Source organism: Rhodococcus sp. 14-2470-1a (genome assembly GCF_002259425.1).
GTDB classification, from domain to species: Bacteria; Actinomycetota; Actinomycetes; order Mycobacteriales; family Mycobacteriaceae; genus Rhodococcoides; species Rhodococcoides fascians_E.
Map to the genome: position 1 here is coordinate 1 of NZ_NPFZ01000019.1, position 20157 is coordinate 20157.

The window sequence follows — 20157 nt, forward strand, 5'->3', positions numbered from 1 at the left end:
GGGGGGGGGGCGAGGACCTCATTGCCGCTCTCGGTGGGAACTCGAGCCGACACGCAGACGGCGCATACCGCGATGTTGCACACCATGTGCGATCTCAGACTCTGTTGGCAGCGAAAGCAAGAGGCAAGTTCGCCCTGGACTCGGTTTTCCTCGACATCGAAGACCCTGACGGGCTCGCCGCTGAATCGGACGATGCAGTTGCCGTGGGGTTCGACGGCAAGGTGGCTATCCATCCCCGCCAAGTGCCCCTTATCCGAGCCGCCTACGCACCCACAGACTCCGAAGTGCAGTGGGCTCGCGGAATTCTGGACGCCGTCGTCGTCAACCGCGGTGTCTTCACCTATGAAGGCCGAATGGTCGACGCGCCTGTTGCCCACCAGGCCGAGCGGATACTCGCTCGCTGCGGTAATACGGCGCCGCATGGGCATCTGTCGTCGTCGACCTGAGATACGCCGAGTGAGGGGTGGTAGCTGCGCCCACGACGAGGCTGAGACGGTGAAAAGGGACCGAACGGGCGACTGGACGACGACCGCTATCGACGTCCGCTCAATGAACGCATCGAGCAGTGAAGGTTCGCCAATCGACCAGATCACGGGTGCGACTACCCATTGACCGCAGTTCGGCGTCTACTGGGAACCGAACAGAACGCGTTTGCTCTGTGAACATGCGAGGAGAGATGACATGGCAGGAAAGGTTTACGAATTGGTGGCGTCCGCCGTGGCCGACATCGGCAACGGCGCGAAAATCGCAGTCGGAGGGTTCGGGTTGTGCGGCATCCCGGATGCACTGATCGAAGCGATCGCCGCGACGGACGCCACCGACCTCGAGGTGTTCTCCAACAACTGCGGCGTCGACGATCACGGACTGGGCATCCTGCTGGCGATCGGCCGGATCCGCCGCGTCACTGCGTCGTACGTGGGAGAGAACAAGGAATTCGCGCGGCAGTACCTCGCCGGTGAACTGGAGGTCGAACTGACTCCGCAGGGAACGCTGGCCGAGCGGCTTCGCGCCGGCGGCACCGGAATTCCGGCCTTCTTCACCCCGGCGGGCGTCGGGAGCCCCATCGCCGACGGCGGTATGCCGTGGCGCTACAACGTCGACGGGACGATCGCGCTGGCGTCGCCGCCGAAGGAAACCCGCGTCTTCGGATCGAAGCGGTACGTGCTCGAAGAGGCGATCAACGCCGACTACGCACTGGTCCACGCCGAGCTCGGCGATACCGAGGGCAATCTCGTGTTCGACAAGACGGCCATGAACTTCAACCCGCTCGCCGCGATGGCAGGACGGGTGACCGTCGCCCAGGTCGAGCGGCTGGTCGAACCGGGCGAGATCGACCCCGCCGCAGTGCACCTGCCGGGAGTGTTCGTTCAGCGGATCGTGCACACCGGACCACAGAACAAGCGCATCGAAAAGCGCACCGTCAGCGCAGGAGGACGAGCATGAGCTGGACCCGCGAACAGATGGCCGAACGCGCGGCCGCCGAAATGGTCGACGGCGAATACGTCAACCTCGGAATCGGGCTGCCGACACTGATTCCCGGCTACCTCGACCCCGCCATCAAGGTTGTGCTGCACTCGGAGAACGGCATCCTCGGTACCGGGCCGTATCCCACCGAGGACAAGATCGACGCCAACCTCATCAACGCGGGCAAGGAAACCGTCACCGTCAATCCCGGTGCCGCATACTTCGATTCGTCGCTCTCGTTCGGCATGATCCGCGGCGGACACATCGACACCGCGGTGCTCGGTGGCATGCAGGTGTCGCGTACCGGCGATCTCGCGAACTGGATGGTGCCGGGCAAGATGGTCAAGGGCATGGGCGGGGCCATGGACCTCGTCCACGGCGCGCGCCGGGTCATCGTCGTCATGGAACACAGCGATCGCGACGGCAACCCGAAGATCCTCGACACCTGCACGCTCCCACTGACCGGCCAAGGCGTCGTCGACCGCATCATCACCGACCTGGCTGTCATCGACGTCGTCGGCGAGGGATCGCTGGCACTCGTCGAACTAGCACCGGACGTCACACGCGAACAGGTCGAGAAGGCAACCGGATCCGAATTGAAAGTAGAACTGTCATGACTACCTCCGTCATCGTCGCTGGTGCTCGTACTCCGGTGGGTCGGTTGTCCGGCTCGCTGAAGGACTTGTCGGGTTCGGATCTCGGCGGTATCGCGATCAAAGGCGCACTGGACAAATCCGGGGTGGCACCGGAACTGGTCGAGTACGTCATCATGGGCCAGGTCCTCACCGCAGGCGCCGGACAGATCCCCGCCCGCCAAGCCGCCGTCGCGGCAGGTATCCCCATGAACGTCCCCGCGCTGACGATCAACAAGGTCTGCCTCTCCGGGGTGTCGGCCATCGCGATGGCCGATCAGCTCATCCGCGCCGGTGAATTCGACATCGTCGTCGCCGGCGGCCAAGAGTCGATGACCCAGGCCCCGCACATGCTCGAAAAAAGCCGCGCAGGGTTCAAATACGGCGACGTCACCATGAAAGACCACCTCGCCTACGACGGCCTCTACGACATCTTCACCGACCAAGCCATGGGCGGACTCACCGAATCACGCAACGACGGCGCCCACGCCAGCACGAGGGAAGAACAAGACCAGTACGCCGCCACCTCGCACCAACGAGCCGCAGCAGCGTGGAAGAACGGCATCTTCGACGACGAAGTCGTCCCCGTCTCCATCCCCCAGCGCAAAGGCGACCCGATCGTCTTCTCCCAGGACGAGGGGATCCGCGCCGACACCACCGCCGACACCCTCGCCCGCCTCCGGCCGGCATTCAGCACGGACGGCACCATCACCGCCGGCAACGCCTCGACCATCAACGACGGCGCCGCCGCGGTCATCGTGATGAGCCGTGAGAAGGCCGAAAGCCTCGGCCTGTCCTGGATCGCGGAAATCGGCGCCCACGGCGTCGTCGCCGGCCCGGACTCCTCACTGCAATCGCAGCCCGCACGCGCCATCGCGGCAGCCTGCGCCAAGGAAGGCATCGACCCGACAGATCTGGATCTGATCGAAATCAACGAAGCCTTCGCCGCCGTCGGTATCGCCTCGATGCGCGAACTCGGAGTCGACTCCGGCAAGGTCAACGTCAACGGCGGCGCCATCGCCCTCGGTCACCCCCTCGGCATGTCCGGCGCCCGCATCGCACTGCACCTGGTGCTCGAGTTGCAACGCCGAGGCGGCGGCATCGGGGCAGCAGCACTGTGCGGCGGCGGCGGACAAGGCGACGCACTCATCGTCCGCGTACCGAGGGCACATTCCGCTCACAACGAGGGGAGCGGCCGAAAGTGACTGAACGCGAACGTGTTGGTGGTCTCCAGGTTGCCAAGGTGCTGTACGACTTCGTGCAGAACGAGGCGCTCCCGGGTACCGGTGTCGATTCCGACCAGTTCTGGGGTGGTGTGGAATCGGTGATCGCCGATCTGGCACCGAAGAACAAGGCGCTGCTGGCGGTGCGTGACGAGATCCAGGGCAAGGTCGACGCTTGGCACGGTGAGCATGCCGGTCCCGATTACGACCGTGGGGCCTACAAAGCGTTTTTGAAGGAGATCGGCTACCTGCTCGACGAGCCTGCCGACTTCTCGATCGCCACCTCGGGCGTCGACACCGAGATCACGTCGACGGCGGGCCCGCAGCTGGTGGTTCCGGTGCTCAATGCACGCTTTGCGATCAATGCTTCCAACGCGCGGTGGGGTTCGCTGTACGACGCGCTGTACGGCACCGACGCCATTTCCGAAGAGGGCGGCGCCGAGAAGGGCACCTCGTACAACAAGGTGCGCGGCGACAAGGTCATCGCGTTCGCTCGCGAGTTCCTCGACGAGGCCGCCCCGCTGTCCTCCGGTAGCCACGTCGGGTCGACGAAGTACGTCCTCGATTCCGCGGCCGGATCTTCGCTCGAGGTGACGCTCGCCGACGGCACCGTCACCGGGCTGGGCGATGCAGCGCAGGTGCTGGGCTTCCAGGGCTCGCCGGAAGCACCGACGGCAATCCTGCTCGCGCACAACGGTTTGCATTTCGAGATTCAGATCGACCCGCAGAGCCCCATCGGCTCGACCGACGCTGCGGGGGTCAAGGACCTGCTGCTCGAGTCGGCTGTCACCACGATCATGGACTTCGAGGATTCGGTCGCAGCGGTCGACGCGGACGACAAGGTCCTCGGTTACCGCAACTGGCTCGGGCTCATGCGCGGAGATTTGGTCGAAGAGGTGACCAAGGGCGGCAAGACGTTCACCCGCACGCTGAACAAGGACCGCACCTACACCGCGGTCGGCGGCGGCGAGATCACCCTGCACGGCCGATCGCTACTGTTCGTGCGCAACGTGGGGCACCTGATGACCTCCGATGCGATTCTCGACGCCGAGGGCAACGAGGTCCCGGAGGGCATCCTCGACGCCGTGTTCACCTCGCTTGCGGGTATGCATTCGCTGACCGGTGACAACGAGTTGGCCAACAGCCGTACCGGGTCGCTCTACATCGTCAAGCCGAAGATGCACGGTCCCGAGGAGGTCGCGTTCACCGTCGAGTTGTTCGGGCGAGTGGAGAAGGTTCTCGGTTTGCCCGAGAACACCCTCAAGGTCGGCATCATGGACGAGGAACGCCGCACCACGGTCAATCTCAAGGCCGCCATCGAAGCGGCGAAGGAACGCGTGGTGTTCATCAACACCGGTTTCCTCGATCGCACGGGCGACGAGATCCACACCTCCATGGAAGCCGGGCCTGTCGTGCCCAAGGGCGAGATGAAGGCGCAGAAATGGATTGCCGCATACGAGGACTTCAACGTCGACACCGGACTGGCTGCCGGCCTCGAAGGCAAGGCGCAGATCGGTAAGGGTATGTGGGCGATGCCTGATCTGATGGCCGACATGCTCGAGCAGAAGATTGGTCATCCGAAAGCCGGCGCGAACACCGCGTGGGTTCCGTCCCCGACGGCGGCCACATTGCATGCGCTGCACTACCACAAGGTCGACGTGTTCGCCCGCCAGGAAGAGATCGCGAAATCCAAGCGCGCCACCGTCGACGACATCCTCGAAATCCCGCTCGCACCGTCGACGGACTGGAGTGACGAGCGCAAGCAGCGCGAGCTCGACAACAGCGCGCAGTCGATCCTCGGGTACGTCGTCCGGTGGATCGACCATGGCGTCGGGTGTTCCAAGGTGCCCGATATCAACGACATCGCGTTGATGGAAGACCGCGCGACACTGCGCATTTCGAGCCAGTTCATTGCAAACTGGTTGCGCCACGGCATTGTCACCGAAGAGCAGGTTCGCGCTTCGCTCGAGCGGATGGCGCCGGTGGTGGACAGGCAGAACAGCTCGGACCCGACCTACAACGATCTCGCACCGGACTTCGCGAACAACATCGCGTTCCAGGCCGCAAGTGACCTGATTTTCCAGGGCACCAGCCAGCCCAACGGCTACACCGAGCCGATCCTGCACCGCCGCAGGAGGGAATACAAGACGACTAACGACTGAGCCATATGCATGCGCGTGCTACGTCCAAGAGGTCGACCGAGGGCAGTCGAGGCCACTAACGATGCACGCGAGGTGGGGTCCACCAACTCGATAGCGGTGGACCCCACCCCAACTTCGAGTGCATGGCTGCGCGGAACGCCTACAGTCAATCCAAGCAGTCGGGGGCAAAGCGCACTGATTAACCACGCTCTAGCCCCCTCAATGGTCCGAGCCTCGCGCGGAATAAGCCGGCGAATACCACCCATGCGAGACTCGGCAGTCTCCCGCCAGTTCGATGCGATTCTTTGTCAAATCAATTGCGAGTCTTCAGCCTTAAAGGGTTAGACGGACTTAAATATTTGTAAGGGACATCGTTTCAGTGTCCTTGAGGTCGGCCACAAATGATGCGCCATCGGGTTCTCACTCAGCGCCTGAGATGCGGCTCTCGACTAAGCCCCGTCTTACATCGGTGACACCGGCGACGAACACGCGCATCCGCGCGCCAGTTCGACTCGGCGCAATACGGGGATTTCGCTAACATTGTTGCAAGAGGGCGGTTTTCGGATCCGACCTAACATAATATCCGGTATCGGTTAATCCGCGAATTGCCAGGGGATTCACCGAATCCGTCAACGCAGTTTGACGGTGCGGTAACTGTCGTTTTCGTATCTGCGCGGTTCTCGTGCTAGCTTCGCGAGAATTCGGATGCCCGCTGGATTTGCTCGTCCGTTGGCCGGATGCCGGTGTAGAGGACGAATTGTTCGGCGGCTTGGAGGGCGATGACCTCGGCGCCGGTGACGACGGGCTTGCCTGCGGCCCGGGCTTTTACGATCAACGGCGTTTCCGACGGCATGGCGACTACGTCGAACACTGCGTGGGCGGCGTCGATCTGCTCGTCGGAATAGGGCGAGGCATCGGCGTCGGGGCCGCCCGCCATTCCGACGGGAGTGACGTTGACGAGCAGGTCTGCTTGGACGGTGCGGGCCGACCATTCGTACCCGTAGGCGGCCGCCAGAGCCGGACCGGTGACCTCGTTGCGGGCGACGACGTTGCCTCGGGTGAATCCCGAATCACGAAGCGCGGCAACGACGGCTTTGGCCATTCCTCCGCTGCCGGTCACGGACACTGTGTAGTCGGTGGAGAAGCCCGATGTCGCAAGAAGATTCGCGACTGCTTGGTAGTCGGTGTTGTACGCGTGCAGTACGCCGTTCTCGTTGACGATGGTGTTGACCGATTCGATGGCGCTCGCGGAATCGTGCATCACGTCGATCGACGCGATGACGTCTTCCTTGAACGGCATCGAGATTGCGCACCCGCGGATTCCGAGAGCGCGGACGCCTCCGATCGCGGCAGCGAGATCCGTCGTCGTGAAGGCTTTGTAGACGAAGTTCAGATCGAGTTCGTCGTAGAGGTAGTTGTGGAAGCGTGTACCGATGTTGCTCGGGCGCCCGGAGAGCGACATGCACAGTTGCGTTTCACGGTCGAGGAAGCTGCGCGAGGACATCGTTGGAACTTTACTCTCAGCAGTTCTGCGCCACCGACGAGAGCGTTCGCTGGTCCGCCTGCGTGATCGGCAGTGCGTACTGCGCCGCGACGGACAGGTACTTGCCTGCGTAGAAGCATCGGTACGCGGCGTTGGGTGGTAGCCACTGCGCTGGAGTGGAGTCGCTCTTCGACTGGTTGTCGGGCCCGTTCACGGCAAGTAGGTTGAAGTCGATGTCGTTGGCGAACTGGACTCGCTTGTCCGGTGTCCAGGCGTTCGCGCCCATGTCCCAGGCCGCGGAGAGTGGGTAGACGTGGTCGATCTGGATCTTGCCTGCGTCGGCCTTGACGAATTCGACGGACTCACCGGAGTACGGGTCCGCGAGAACCCCCGAAGTGACCACGCAGTTTCGAGTCCCGTCGCGGAACGTCACCTCGGTGAGGGAAAGCGCCAGGACGTTGTCGCGGGTACCGCAGCCGTCGTGACCTCCGGGCCCGTCGTAATCGTCGGTCCACGCCGGACCGAACACACAGCCCTCCCCGCTTTTGCAGCCCCGCTCGTACCCCGGGTTGTTGGGCCTGTCCGCGACCACCTGTACCCGTGCAAGTAGATCCTCGATCTGCACTCGTGTGGGACTACCCGGCGCCGGGGGAGGAGGCGAGAAACCCGGAATCGACGCTCTGTCGCAGGACCCGAATGCAGTCATGGCCAGAGCGGCCACCAGCAACAGCAGCGCCACACGGAGCTTCTTCACACACGCCCAATCGTCGTACTCGGTCTATCCGGACACGATTGTGCCGCACTCCACCGACAGTGATTGCTCAGCCGACTTCGATGATCACCTTGCCGGTTGCGTGGCCGCTCTCCACCGTCGCGAGTGCTTCGCCTGCCCGCTCGAGCGGGAAGGTCTGGTCGATTCGCGGTGTCAGCACACCGGTGGCCACCAGGTCGGCCACGGCCTCGTACGCCTCCGTGGTTCGCCTGCGGTGCACGCCCGACCCGCCCAGGGACGTCGCGAGCACGGGATCCGCGACGCTGACGACAGGTGCGTCGGGCTTGGTCAGCGATACCGCCGATTTCAAGGTGTCCCCGCCGACGAGATCGAAGATGCCGTCCACCACGGTGTCCACGGCGTCGGCGAAGTGCTCGCCGGAGGGGACGAAACGAGCCCCGAGGCCGGCCACCCACTCCTGCTTACCCGTGCCGGCCACGCCGATCGTGCTCAGACCGCGCGCCTTGGCTATCTGCAGCACGGCGGAACCGACCCCGCCGCCCGCGCCGAGTACCAGCAACGTCGAACCGCTCGCGAGGCCCAGCTGGTCGACACCGTCGTAGGCCGTACCTGCCGCAACCGGCAGCGTGGCGGCGGCGGCGAACGTCACGGCATCGGGCTTGTGTGCGGCGCTGGACGCGTTCAGCACCGTGTACTGCGCGTACCCGCCGTGACCGGCCGCGGTGGATCCGAACACTCGATCGCCCACCGAGAAACCGTCCACATGAGTACCGACCTGAACCACCGTGCCGGACACCTCACGGCCGAGAACTGCCGGTAGGGACGTTTGTACGGTGTCCTTGCGGTTGCCGGCCCGCACCTTCCAATCGGCAGGGTTCACCCCGGCTGCATGCACCGCTACCAGCACCTGTCCCTGTCCGGGGTCTGGAATCGGCACGTCGAGGAAATACTCGGTTTCGGGACCTCCGTACTCACTGAACCCATAAGCGATCATTCATCCACTGTGCCAAATGTCCGGTAGTCGGTGGGCGAGGTGTGCCATTTCTCGCCCGTCGGCGTCGCACGGACCCCGCGCACGGTGCGGCAACCGGCACACCACGCCCATCCGTAACCGAGCACCCTGGTTGGATGGACGAGTGCTTCACGGTCTCTGGTCTCCCGGCAGCGGGTTGGCGCTGTGGGACGACGAGGTCACCACCGGTACGGAGCCCGCTCTACCTGCCGCGCTCGCGCAGGTACTCGGCAGACCGTTTCGTCACCGAGTCGAGGTCACGTTCCCGCCGACCGACGGGGGGCGGCCCCCGACGGCCAGCGTTCCCGCGATCGCGCTCGTGCCGTTCAATGCAGCCGACCTGCTGCTCAGGATCATGCCGCATCCGCTGATCGCAGGTGATCTGCAGTATCTGGCGCACGTCGCGCACGGCATCGAGCGGTGGGCGCGCGCAGGCAGAGTCGTACCCTCGCTCGTCCGACTGGAAGGGACGTGGTGGCCGAGGTGGCGTCTGGTGGGCGGGGAGCGCCAACGGGCCTGGGCCAGCGAACTCGCCGCGGCCATGCCGTCCGTGCAGCGTGCGGCCCACAGACCCAAGGCAATCCTGGACGACATGCTGGCCGAGCTGACCGATCCCATCGTCAGGTCGGTGCTGGGCAGACCCTTTCCGGAACACCCGCTGCTGTCGGCCCTCGTTCTGGACGACCCCTACGTGGAAGGCACTCAGCAGGCGTCGACTCTGCTGGAGAAGTGGCGGGAAACCCTCACCGTCGACGAGCCGTCGCTGGTACTGCGATTGCTCGAACCCACCGACGACGAGCCCGAAGATGCTGCGGATTTCGGCGAAGCGTTCTGGACCTTGCAGGTGTGTCTGCGCGCCGACGGCGAAGCGCCCGTGCCGGTTCCGATGAACCGCCGCGTCGACGCGACCCTGCTCTCCACAGCCGTGCGCAAGCTCGGCGAGGCCGTGGCGGCGTACCCGCGGCTGCGGGATCTGCCATCGGAGGACGGCACGCTCGATCTCCTGCTGCCCACGTCGGTGGTGATCGATCTCGTCCAGCACGGTGCGACGGCACTGCAGGCGACCGGAACGACGGTGCTGCTGCCCCGGGCATGGACGCGGCTGGATCCGTCGATGCGCTTGCGGGTGGAATCACCCGCGGTGACCAAGGCCGCCGCCGACCGAGCCGTCGGCATGGAGGAACTGGTCTCCTACGACTGGCAACTTCAGCTCGGCGACATGGTCCTCACCGAGGCCGAGATGAACCGCCTGGCCGTATCCAAGGGTGACCTGGTGCGTCTGCGCGGGCAGTGGGTGCTCGCCGACGGTGGTCAACTCGCCCGCGCCGCCAAATACGTCGCCGAGCACCACGGCGACGGGACCCCGCTCGGCAAGCTGATGCGCGAGATGACCCTTGCCGATCCGCCTCCGGCGTCCGTTCAGGACATCCGGGCGACGGGATGGGCGAAGGCGCTGCTCGAGCCGGGAGCGAGCCCGGAGCCGATTCCGCTTCCACCGGGCGTGAACGCAACCCTGCGGCCGTACCAGCAGCGTGGTGTGGAGTGGCTGGCGTTCATGAGCAGGCTGGGACTCGGAGCGGTACTCGCCGACGACATGGGGCTCGGTAAGACTCTGCAGGTACTCACCTTGCTCGCGCACGAACGGAGTACGACGCCGACGCTCCTGGTGGCGCCGATGTCGGTCGTCGGAAACTGGCAGCGCGAAGCCGCGAAGTTCACCCCCGGCCTACGCGTGATGGTTCACCACGGTGCGGCGCGGTTGAGCGGTGACGAGCTTCGAGATGCCATTTCCGCGCACGATCTCGTCGTGACGACGTATGCACTGATGGCGCGCGATCGGGCGCAGTTGGCGGAGCGGACGTGGCGTCGGGTCGTGCTCGACGAAGCGCAGCACATCAAGAACTCCGGTACGGGACAGGCGAAGGCGGCTCTCGCCATTCCGGCCGAGCACAAGATCGCCCTCACCGGAACTCCCGTCGAGAACCGACTGGACGAGCTCCGCTCGATCCTCGACTTCGCCAACCCTGGAATGCTGGGCAGACCAACGGATTTCCGCAAGCGCTTCTCCGTTCCCATCGAACGCGAGAAAGACGAGAACGCGGTGACACGCCTGCGCGCCATCACCTCTCCGTTCATTCTCCGACGGGTCAAGACCGATCCCGCCGTCATCTCCGATCTTCCGGAGAAAAACGAGATGACGGTGCGCTCGAACCTCACCGCCGAGCAGGCGGGCCTGTACAAGGCCGTCGTCGACGAGATGATGGCCCAGATCGCCGACGCCAAGGGGATGAAGCGCAAGGGCGCCGTGCTGTCTGCGCTGACGAGGCTGAAACAGGTGTGCAACCATCCAGCGCACTTCCTGTCGGACGGCTCTCCGGTGCTCAAGCGCGGGCACCATCGCTCCGGAAAGATCGGCCTCGTCGAGGACATGCTCGATTCGATCCTCGGGGAGAACGAGAAAGCGTTGCTGTTCACGCAGTTTCGGGAGTTCGGCGACATCGTCGCGCCGTACTTCGCGGAAAGGTTCGGCACCGCCGTGCCGTTCCTGCACGGCGGCGTCACCAAATCGAAGCGTGATGCGATGGTGGAGGCCTTCCAAGCCGACGGCGGCCCACCGATCATGATGCTCTCGCTCAAGGCAGGTGGAACCGGGTTGAACCTCATCGCGGCCAACCACGTCGTGCACCTCGACCGCTGGTGGAATCCGGCGGTCGAGAACCAAGCGACCGACCGCGCCTTCCGGATCGGCCAGCGCAAGAACGTCTCGGTGCAGAAGCTGCTCTGTGTCGGAACGGTCGAGGAGCGCATCGATTCGATGTTGCACTCCAAACAAGACCTCGCGAATCTCGCCGTCGGCACCGGCGAGAACTGGGTGACCGAGATGGATACCGCAGAACTGCACGAACTGTTCCGTCTCAGCGAAGACGCGGTAGGTGAGTGATGGTCGACTTCAGTCAGTACGGCAAGCGTCGGAAAGCCAAGGGCGGCATCGAGTCCCGCAACAAGCGCGGTGCATTCGGCCAGACCTGGTGGGGGAGGCACTTCGTCACCGCCATGGAGGACCTGGCCGATCCGGGCAGAATCGCCCGTGGCCGGACGTACGCGCGACAGGGCCAGGTGCTCAATCTCGGTGTCGAACGCGGCCAGATCTACGGCGAGGTTCAGGGCAGCCAGCTGGAACCGTTCTCGGCGTCGATCACCGTCGATCCGCTGACCGACGGTCAGATCTCGGCGCTGATGAGCCGCGTCGCATCCAACCCAGGAATGTTGGCCGAACTGGCGTCCAACTCGATCCCACAGGCACTGGCGTCGATTCTTCTTCCGCACGACCGCGGTCAGCTGGACTTCGACTGCACCTGCCCCGACGACGGTTGGCCGTGCAAGCATGCGGCTGCCTTGATGTACATCGCCGCCGAGCACGTCGATGCGTCCGCCGCGACAATTCTGACGCTCCGCGGCGTCGATTTGGATCAACTGATCGAGGGCGTCGGTGACGGCGACGACGAACTCGATTCCGGCGACTGGTTCGGGGACGACGCCAGACTACCCGCTCTTCCGAAACCGACGTCGGCGCCGGCGATGGACGACCTGGACCCGCTGATCCTGCGCAAGGTCTTCCGAGCCGACGGGTCCAACGAGGCCGAGGTCAGCCGGGCTGTTGCCGAGCTGCGGGCGTTGTACGACCGGCTCTGACCCGCTCACGTGCTGGACATACATGGAAGTCCGACTATAGGATGAGCACACTTCATTCTCGTACCTGTTAGGACGGATTCCATGGCTCGCGAACTCACGCATTTCATCGGCGGCAAGCACGTTCCCGGAGAGTCGGGGAATTTCGGCGACGTGTTCGACCCCAATACCGGCGAGGTTCAGGCGCTCGTTCCGCTGGCCAGTGACGCCGAGGTCGAGGCGGCCATCGCCGACGCCGAGCAGGCGCAGCGCGAGTGGGCGACGTGGAACCCGCAGCGCCGCGCCCGCGTGCTGATGAAGTTCCTGCAGCTGATCAACCGCGACATGGACGAGCTCGCTCGCTTGCTGTCGAGCGAGCACGGCAAGACCATCGCCGACGCCAAGGGCGACATCCAGCGCGGCCTCGAGGTCGTCGAGTTCGCCGTCGGTATCCCGCACCTGCTCAAGGGTGAGTACACCGAAGGCGCGGGCGGCGGAATCGACGTCTACTCGATGCGGCAGCCGCTCGGCGTCGTCGCGGGTATCACCCCGTTCAACTTCCCGGCGATGATCCCGCTGTGGAAGGCAGGCCCGGCCATTGCGTGCGGCAACGCGTTCATCCTCAAGCCGTCCGAGCGTGACCCGTCGGTACCGCTCAAGCTGGCCGAGCTGTTCCTCGAAGCCGGTTTGCCGCCGGGCATCTTCAACGTCGTCAACGGCGGCAAGAACGCCGTCGACGTGCTGCTGAACGACGATCGCGTCAAGGCCATCGGCTTCGTCGGGTCGACTCCGATCGCGCAGTACATCTACGAGGAAGCCGCCAGGAACGGCAAGCGCGCCCAGTGCTTCGGTGGCGCCAAGAACCATGCTCTCGTCATGCCCGACGCCGATCTCGATCAGGTCGCCGACGCCCTCCTCGGTGCTGCCTACGGCTCCGCGGGCGAGCGCTGCATGGCCATCTCGGTTGCCGTTCCTGTCGGTGAGGAGACTGCCGATGCACTCGTCGCCAAGCTGAAGGAACGCGTCGCGACGCTGAAGATCGGCCGCTCCGACGACGAGGCCGCGGACTTCGGGCCGCTCGTCGGAAGCGACGCGCTGAAGCGGGTCAACGACTACACCCAGATCGGTATCGACGAAGGAGCCGAGCTCGTCGTCGACGGCCGGGACTTCGTGCTCGAGGGCCACGAGAACGGATTCTTCGCGGGCGCAACGTTGTTCGACAAGGTCACCACGGACATGCGCATCTACAAGGAAGAGATCTTCGGACCGGTCCTCATCGTGGTGCGCGCCGAGGACTACGAGGACGCACTGCGTCTGCCGACCGAGCACGAATACGGCAACGGCGTGTCCATCTTCACCCGTGACGGCGACACTGCTCGCGACTTCTGCTCGCGCGTGCAGGTCGGCATGGTCGGCGTCAACGTCCCGATCCCGGTGCCGATCGCTTACCACACGTTCGGCGGCTGGAAGCGGTCCGGCTTCGGCGATCTCAACCAGCACGGACCGGACTCGGTGCGCTTCTACACCAAGACCAAGACCGTCACTCAGCGGTGGCCGTCGGGCACCAAGGAGCAAGCTGCCAATCACTTCGTCATCCCCAACATGGACTGACGCATGTTCACACTGACCGAAGACGAAAAGGCGATCAACGAAACCGCACGGGATTTCGCCGACGAGTTCCTCGCTCCCGATGCAGTCGAATGGGACCAGAACAAGCACTTCCCGGTGGACGTGTTGCGCAAGGCGGCCGGTCTGGGAATGGGCGGTATCTACATCGGTGAGGACGTCGGTGGGTCCGGCTTGACTCGGCTGGATTCGGTCCGCATCTTCGAGCAGCTCGCGACGGGTGATCCGTCGATCGCGGCCTACATCTCCATCCACAACATGGTGACGTGGATGATCGACACCTACGGCAACGACGAACAGCGTCGCCAGTGGGTGCCGGGATTGTGCTCGATGGACCAGCTGGGCAGCTACTGCCTCACCGAGCCCGGTGCGGGGTCCGACGCGGCGGCCTTGAGTACCAAGGCTGTTCGCGACGGTGACGACTATGTGCTGAACGGCGTCAAGCAGTTCATCTCCGGTGCAGGTACGTCGGACGTGTACGTCGTGATGGTCCGAACGGGCACTGCGGGTCCCAAGGGAATTTCCGCGATCATCGTGCCCAAGGATTCGCCCGGCCTGTCCTTCGGGGCGAACGAGAAGAAGATGGGGTGGAACGCCCAGCCCACACGCCAGGTCATCTTCGAGGACGTTCGCGTCCCGGCCGCCAACGTCCTCGGTAACGAGGGCGACGGTTTCCGCATCGCGATGAACGGACTTAACGGTGGCCGGCTCAACATTGCAGCCTGCTCCATCGGCGGGGCGCAGAGCGCACTGGACAAGGCCGTTGCCTATCTCCTCGAACGCAAGGCGTTCGGTGCCCGGCTGCTGGACTCGCAGGCTCTGCAGTTCCGGCTGGCGGACATGAAGACCGAACTGGAAGCTGCACGCACCATGCTCTGGCGCGCCGCCGACGCACTGCAGAACGACGAGGCGGACAAGGTCGAACTGTGTGCGATGGCAAAGAGATTCGCCACGGACACGGGTTTCGAGGTCGCCAACGCTGCGCTGCAGTTGCTCGGTGGATACGGTTACCTCGCGGAATACGGTGTGGAGAAGATCGTCCGCGATCTTCGTGTGCACCAGATCCTCGAGGGAACCAACGAGATCATGCGAGTCGTGGTGGCTCGCTCGATAGTGGGAGCAGCATGACCGATGCAGTTACCGAATCCGGGGCAGTTACCGGATCCGAAGCAGAAGTGCTGTTCGACGTCTCCGGCGGAGTCGGCCGGATCACGCTGAACCGCCCCAAGGCGATCAACGCGCTCAATCACGCGATGGTGCAGCAGATTGCGCCGAAGCTCGACCAGTGGGCTACCGCCGACGACGTCGACCTCGTGCTGCTCGTGGGAGCAGGTGAACGTGGCCTGTGCGCGGGCGGCGACATCGTCTCGATCTACCACGACGCCAAGGACGGCGGCAGCGGTTCGAAGGACTTCTGGCGCGACGAATACATTCTCAACGCGGCGATCGCCCGATTCCCGAAGCCGTACGTCGCCATCATGGACGGTGTGGTCATGGGCGGCGGCGTCGGGTTGTCCGCTCACGGGAACGTCCGAATCGTCACCGAGCGATCGAAGATCGCGATGCCGGAAGTCGGGATCGGTTTCATCCCCGACGTCGGTGGCACGTACCTCCTCGCCCGGACGCCGGGAGAACTCGGCACCCACCTCGGCCTGACGACGGCGCGCATGGACGCAGGCGACGCGATCGCAGCAGGATTCGCGGACCACTACATGCCGTCGGAGAATCTGGAGAAATTCTACGACGCCCTGGAATCCGGTGAATTGTCCGACGCTCTCGACGAGTTCACCGAAGAAGCACCTGCGTCGACGCTCGATGCATCGCGTGAGTGGATCGACAGGTACTACGCAGGAGACAGTGTCCAGGCCGTCGTGGACGGACTGCGCGGCAGCGGGATACCCGACGCCGAGAAAGCTGCGGGCGACATCGAATCGAAATCGCCTGTCTCGCTGAAGGTGACCTTGCGCTCGCTGCGGCACGCGGCTACGGCGTCGTCGCTCGAGGAGGTGTTGAACGAGGAGTATCGAGTCTCGCTCGCGAGCCTCGAATCACACGATCTCGTCGAGGGCATCCGCGCGCAGGTCGTGGAGAAGGACAGAAACCCGAAGTGGTCGCCGGCGACGCTCGCCGACGTGACCGACGCCGACGTCGATCGGTACTTCGCATCGTTGGGTGACAGGGAACTGGGGCTGGAGTGGAGCCTGCAGAAACGACCGATGGGACTGGAGAAGAACACATGAGTGAGAAGACGATCGGCTTCATCGGTCTCGGCCACATGGGCGGCCCGATGGCGGCCAATCTGGTCAAGGCCGGGTACACGGTGCAGGGCTTCGATCTGGTCCCGGCGGCATTGGCGCAGGCCGAGTCCGACGGGGTGACCGTCGTCGACTCTGCGGTGGCGGCAGTGAAGGACGCGGGCATCGTCGTGACGATGCTTCCGAACGGACGGCTTGTCCTCGATCTGTACAAGGATCTGCTGCCGGCGGCGGCGCCGGGCACGTTGTTCATCGACAGTTCCACGATCGATGTCGCCGACGCCCACGCCGCGCACAAACTGATCGACGACGCGGGCCACCGTGGTCTCGACGCGCCGGTGTCCGGCGGAGTCGGCGGGGCGGCTGCGGGGACGTTGACGTTCATGGTCGGTGGCTCGGAGGAGGACTTCGCCTCGGCAGCAGCGGTTCTCGATGTGATGGGCCGCAAGGTCGTGCACTGCGGGCAGGCCGGTAACGGTCAGGCCGCCAAGATCTGCAACAACATGATCCTCGGCGTGTCCATGATCGCGATCAGCGAGGCGTTCGTGCTGGGGGAGAAGCTCGGACTCAGCAATCAGGCTCTGTTCGACGTTGCGTCGACGGCGTCCGGTCAGTGCTGGGCGCTCACCACCAACTGCCCGGTTCCGGGCCCGGTCCCCACGTCGCCGGCGAACAACGACTACAAGCCGGGCTTCGCCGCTGCTCTGATGGACAAGGACCTCGGTCTCGCCGCCAATGCGTTGCGCGACAATGGTGTCGAGGGAGTTCTGGGGTTGCAGGCCGCCGAGATCTACGCGAAGTTCAAGGAGACGTCCGGCGGCGGTACCGATGTCGACTTCTCCGGCATCATCAACGACATTCGTGAGCGTTCGACAGGAGCAGCACAGTGACGGATTTCGAGACCATTCTGCTCGAGCGTCGTGGGCGCGTCGGCATCATCACCCTGAATCGACCGAAAGCACTGAACGCGCTTAATTCTCAGCTGATGCACGAGGTCGTCTCGGTCGTCGAGGAACTCGATCGTGACGAGAACATCGGCGCCATCCTCGTCACCGGTTCGGAGAAGGCCTTCGCTGCCGGGGCGGACATCAAGGAGATGCAGCCCAAGTCCTACATGGACGTCTACCTCGACGACTTCTTCACGGCGTGGGATCGTCTCGCCGCGGCCAGGACGCCGATCGTGGCGGCGGTGTCCGGTTATGCACTCGGCGGTGGGTGCGAACTCGCGATGATGTGTGACGTCCTGATCGCGTCGGACACCGCGGTGTTCGGCCAGCCCGAGATCAAGCTCGGCGTCATTCCCGGAATCGGTGGTTCGCAGCGTCTGACTCGTGCGGTCGGCAAGGCCAAGGCGATGGAGATGGTGCTGACCGGGCGGAACATGAAGGTCGAGGAGGCCGAGCGAGCCGGCCTCGTCTCTCGTGTCGTCCCGGTAGCCGACCTGCTCGACGACGCCATCGCCACGGCGACCACGATCGCGGAGATGTCGCTTCCTGTTGCGATGATGGCGAAGGACGCCGTGAACCGGTCGTTCGAGTCGTCGCTCGCCGAGGGAGTCAGGTTCGAGCGTCGCCTGTTCCATTCGACGTTCGCAACCGAAGATCAGAAGGAAGGCATGGCCGCGTTCGTGGAGAAGCGTCAGGCCAAGTTCGTCAATCGCTGAACTGCTGATCGGTTGCACCACTGATCGTGGACAGCAACGCGGCGCCCCGGGCCGACACGAGCTCGGGGCGCTGCGGCACCACCGTCCGCAGGCGCAGGCATTTCTCGAAGGCCGCGCCGATCGAGGTGACGTTGGCGCCCCCACCGAGCAGGACGATGGACGCAGGTTTGGTGCCGGACAGTTCGATCGTCTGTTCCACCACCATCGTCGCGTAGCGCACCGGACCGGCGATGATGTCGTCGAAGTCGCGGCGCGTCAGCACGTGGTGGCCAGCGCCGTCGGGATCGTGTGCGCTCACCACTCCGCCGTCACTGAGCCGCTCCTTGAGTGCGCGGGACGAGTCGATGTCCGTCCGGACTCCGTGGTCGGCGAGATGTCGGCGAACGAGGTGGTCCAGGTCGTCACCGCAGAACGTCTCTGTTCGACGGGCGGCGACGGTTCTGCCCGCGGCCAGATCCAGCACGGACACCGTCATACCGGTGCTCCCCAGATCGCACAGCACCGTCGATCCGTGCGCGGGAACGGTTCCGGTGAACCGAAGGTAACGCAGCTGCGCCGCGGTTTCGTGCACGAGTTGGGCGTAGCGCGGATCACGGTGGGCGCTGATGGCGTCGGCTTCCTCGGCCAGCCGGTACGCGATGGCCGAATACTGCACCGGTAGAGATAGTTTGGCGGCGATGGCATGCAGGGCGGACACCCCGTCGGAGATCGTGGACACCAACGACTGACCTCGTCGGCGACGCACGGTACGCGACGCCACCGGCGCGCGATGAGGACTGTCGAGATACGTCAGGATCGCGCGCGCACCGTGTGCGCCCGCGCCTACACCCACAACCAACACTGCTTTGCTCCAACCTGGGAGCGGCCCCCGCCACACCCGGTGACCATTTGATCATGAAACGGGTGAGCGAGCGCGATTCACCAGGCCGCAGTGGCCCCGTCGTCCTCGAAATCGCCAGCGGTGCGCCTCAGTTCGGCCAGGATTCGCACCAGCGACGTCAACCGGTCCTTCGCCAGACCGGGCTTGCCGAACACTTGCGCATTGAGCTTCTCGGTGGCATCGACCGCCAGTTCGCGGCCGCTGTCGGTGATTTCGACGAGGGTGGTGCGTCGGTCGCTCGGATGCGGTGTCCGGCGCACGTACCCGGCGGTCTCCAGCCGATCCACCGCATTGGTGACACTCGTCGGGTGGACCTGCAGGCGCGCACTTGCTTTTGCCATCGGGATCGCACCGGTCTTGGTGAAGGTCAGCAACGTCAACAACTCGTAGCGCGAGAACGTCAAACCAGTCGGCTTCAGCACTTCCTCGACCCGCGCGAGCATGATCTGTTGCGCGCGCATCAGCGACGTGACCGCGGCCATCCCGTCGGCGACGTCGCCCCATCCATGCTTGGTCCACTGACGGTGGGCCTCTGCAATGGGATCGAGTGGAAGCGGCGACGAAGCAGACATGCCGTCCATCCTCCCATGGCATCCGGCCTGGGCGCCGTCGTCTGCCGTGTCTTTGAAATCACGCTGAGCAGAACCATGGTCACATCGGGTTCACTGGGGCACTCTTGTCCTCGATGCGGGTGTGGCTGAGTGGCTAGGCACCGGCCTGCAAAGCCGTTTACACGGGTTCGAATCCCGTCGCTCGCTCGAAGGAACCGCCAGGCGACATGCCTGGCGGTTCCGCTTTTCTCACCCTGCGCCGTCCGCCGGCCGACGTGTTCCGCGCTGGTTCTGCTCAGCGCTTCCGGCGGGCTGCCGCCGAGCGTGGGGGTGCTGTGCGCATGTGATCGCGGACCGGCGACAGGAGTTCGCCGAGAGCCCGGGTGTCCGACGGCGACAGCGACGAGAACAGTTGCTGCTGAACGATCTCGACGTGGCCGGGAATCACCTTGGCGATCAACGCCCGTCCGGAGTCGGTGACCGTGACGGTGACGCTGCGTTCGTCGTCGGGCGACGGTCCGCGGGACACGAGACCCGCTTTTTCGAGCAATCCAGCCTGGTAGGTCAGTCCGCTACGGCTGTAGACGACGCCGTCGGCGAGGTCGGTCATGCGTTCGCTGCCCGATGGCGAGTCGAGGGCCAGGCGGGCGAGCAACTGGAATTGCACGTAGCTGAGGTCTCCGTCCTCCCTCAATTGCTGCTCCACCGCGTGACGCAGCAGGCCGGCGACCTCCATGAGCGAGAAGTACGCGCCGAGTTGAACGGAGTCGAGGGCGGGCGGTTGTTCCGACATGAGGCCACTCTACAACTGCTTCGCATTCGAAA

The 20157-nt window shown here is 64.6% G+C and carries 18 protein-coding genes and 1 tRNA gene; 13 read left to right on the forward strand and 6 right to left on the reverse strand.

The window, feature by feature from the left end; translation table 11 throughout:
* From CH292_RS09750 to CH292_RS09770, 5 genes are all read left to right on the forward strand, one after another.
* The coding region (locus CH292_RS09750; protein WP_179277947.1) for a CoA ester lyase at nt 1-446 on the forward strand (446 nt) is incomplete at its 5' end.
* A 235-nt stretch (nt 447-681) separates the two neighbouring features.
* Nucleotides 682-1443: a CoA transferase subunit A gene (locus CH292_RS09755; protein WP_094654577.1), complete on the forward strand. Its 762-nt coding sequence runs from the start codon at nt 682-684 to the stop codon at nt 1441-1443.
* A complete protein-coding gene (locus CH292_RS09760; protein WP_094654578.1) occupies nt 1440-2081 on the forward strand; it encodes a 3-oxoacid CoA-transferase subunit B in 642 nt (213 codons plus the stop codon). The genes CH292_RS09755 and CH292_RS09760 overlap by 4 nt, the downstream gene beginning before the upstream one ends.
* Complete coding sequence (locus CH292_RS09765; RefSeq protein WP_094654579.1) at nt 2078-3301, forward strand: acetyl-CoA C-acetyltransferase; 1224 nt, start codon at nt 2078-2080, stop codon at nt 3299-3301. The genes CH292_RS09760 and CH292_RS09765 overlap by 4 nt, the downstream gene beginning before the upstream one ends.
* A complete protein-coding gene (locus CH292_RS09770) occupies nt 3298-5481 on the forward strand; it encodes a malate synthase G (RefSeq protein WP_094654580.1) in 2184 nt (727 codons plus the stop codon). The genes CH292_RS09765 and CH292_RS09770 overlap by 4 nt, the downstream gene beginning before the upstream one ends.
* A 664-nt stretch (nt 5482-6145) precedes the next feature.
* On the opposite strand, the gene CH292_RS09775 is transcribed toward CH292_RS09770, so the two are convergent.
* The 3 genes from CH292_RS09775 to CH292_RS09785 form a co-directional block, all read right to left on the reverse strand.
* Nucleotides 6146-6964 (reverse strand): shikimate 5-dehydrogenase, encoded by an 819-nt coding sequence (locus tag CH292_RS09775; protein WP_094654581.1) that lies wholly within the window; start codon nt 6962-6964, stop codon nt 6146-6148.
* Nucleotides 6965-6980: 16 nt separating this feature from the next.
* Nucleotides 6981-7649: an HNH endonuclease family protein gene (locus CH292_RS09780; RefSeq protein WP_256978004.1), complete on the reverse strand. Its 669-nt coding sequence runs from the start codon at nt 7647-7649 to the stop codon at nt 6981-6983.
* A gap of 115 nt (nt 7650-7764) precedes the next feature.
* On the reverse strand, nt 7765-8670 hold the full coding sequence (locus tag CH292_RS09785; protein WP_094654583.1) for an NADP-dependent oxidoreductase: 906 nt from the start codon (nt 8668-8670) through the stop codon (nt 7765-7767).
* A gap of 142 nt (nt 8671-8812) precedes the next feature.
* On the opposite strand from CH292_RS09785, the gene CH292_RS09790 reads away from it, so the two are divergent.
* The 7 genes from CH292_RS09790 (at nt 8813) to CH292_RS09820 (ending at nt 17901) form a co-directional block, all read left to right on the forward strand.
* Nucleotides 8813-11629 (forward strand): DEAD/DEAH box helicase, encoded by a 2817-nt coding sequence (locus CH292_RS09790; protein ID WP_094654584.1) that lies wholly within the window; start codon nt 8813-8815, stop codon nt 11627-11629.
* Nucleotides 11629-12381, forward strand: a complete 753-nt coding sequence (locus tag CH292_RS09795) for an SWIM zinc finger family protein (RefSeq protein ID WP_020113146.1) — start codon at nt 11629-11631, stop codon at nt 12379-12381. Before CH292_RS09790 ends, CH292_RS09795 begins: the two co-directional genes overlap by 1 nt.
* A gap of 81 nt (nt 12382-12462) precedes the next feature.
* Nucleotides 12463-13968, forward strand: a complete 1506-nt coding sequence (locus CH292_RS09800) for a CoA-acylating methylmalonate-semialdehyde dehydrogenase (protein ID WP_020113147.1) — start codon at nt 12463-12465, stop codon at nt 13966-13968.
* 3 nt (nt 13969-13971) lie between these two features.
* Complete coding sequence (locus CH292_RS09805) at nt 13972-15111, forward strand: isobutyryl-CoA dehydrogenase (protein ID WP_019667246.1); 1140 nt, start codon at nt 13972-13974, stop codon at nt 15109-15111.
* Nucleotides 15108-16223, forward strand: coding sequence for an enoyl-CoA hydratase/isomerase family protein (locus CH292_RS09810; protein WP_094654585.1), 1116 nt, complete (start codon nt 15108-15110; stop codon nt 16221-16223). The genes CH292_RS09805 and CH292_RS09810 overlap by 4 nt, the downstream gene beginning before the upstream one ends.
* Complete coding sequence (gene mmsB / locus CH292_RS09815) at nt 16220-17128, forward strand: 3-hydroxyisobutyrate dehydrogenase (protein ID WP_037104646.1); 909 nt, start codon at nt 16220-16222, stop codon at nt 17126-17128. Before CH292_RS09810 ends, mmsB begins: the two co-directional genes overlap by 4 nt.
* On the forward strand, nt 17125-17901 hold the full coding sequence (locus CH292_RS09820) for an enoyl-CoA hydratase (RefSeq protein ID WP_037180634.1): 777 nt from the start codon (nt 17125-17127) through the stop codon (nt 17899-17901). Before mmsB ends, CH292_RS09820 begins: the two co-directional genes overlap by 4 nt.
* On the opposite strand, the gene CH292_RS09825 is transcribed toward CH292_RS09820, so the two are convergent.
* Together CH292_RS09825 and CH292_RS09830 are read right to left on the reverse strand one after the other, a co-directional pair.
* A complete protein-coding gene (locus tag CH292_RS09825) occupies nt 17891-18742 on the reverse strand; it encodes a hypothetical protein (RefSeq protein WP_256978001.1) in 852 nt (283 codons plus the stop codon). The genes CH292_RS09820 and CH292_RS09825 overlap by 11 nt on opposite strands.
* Nucleotides 18743-18819: 77 nt before the next feature.
* Nucleotides 18820-19353: a MarR family winged helix-turn-helix transcriptional regulator gene (locus CH292_RS09830; protein ID WP_026348155.1), complete on the reverse strand. Its 534-nt coding sequence runs from the start codon at nt 19351-19353 to the stop codon at nt 18820-18822.
* 115 nt (nt 19354-19468) lie between these two features.
* On the opposite strand from CH292_RS09830, the gene CH292_RS09835 reads away from it, so the two are divergent.
* Nucleotides 19469-19539, forward strand: a tRNA-Cys gene (locus CH292_RS09835).
* An 88-nt stretch (nt 19540-19627) separates the two neighbouring features.
* Here CH292_RS09835 and CH292_RS09840 read toward each other — a convergent pair.
* Nucleotides 19628-20125, reverse strand: a complete 498-nt coding sequence (locus CH292_RS09840; protein WP_019667252.1) for a MarR family winged helix-turn-helix transcriptional regulator — start codon at nt 20123-20125, stop codon at nt 19628-19630.
* Nucleotides 20126-20157: the final 32 nt, after the last annotated feature.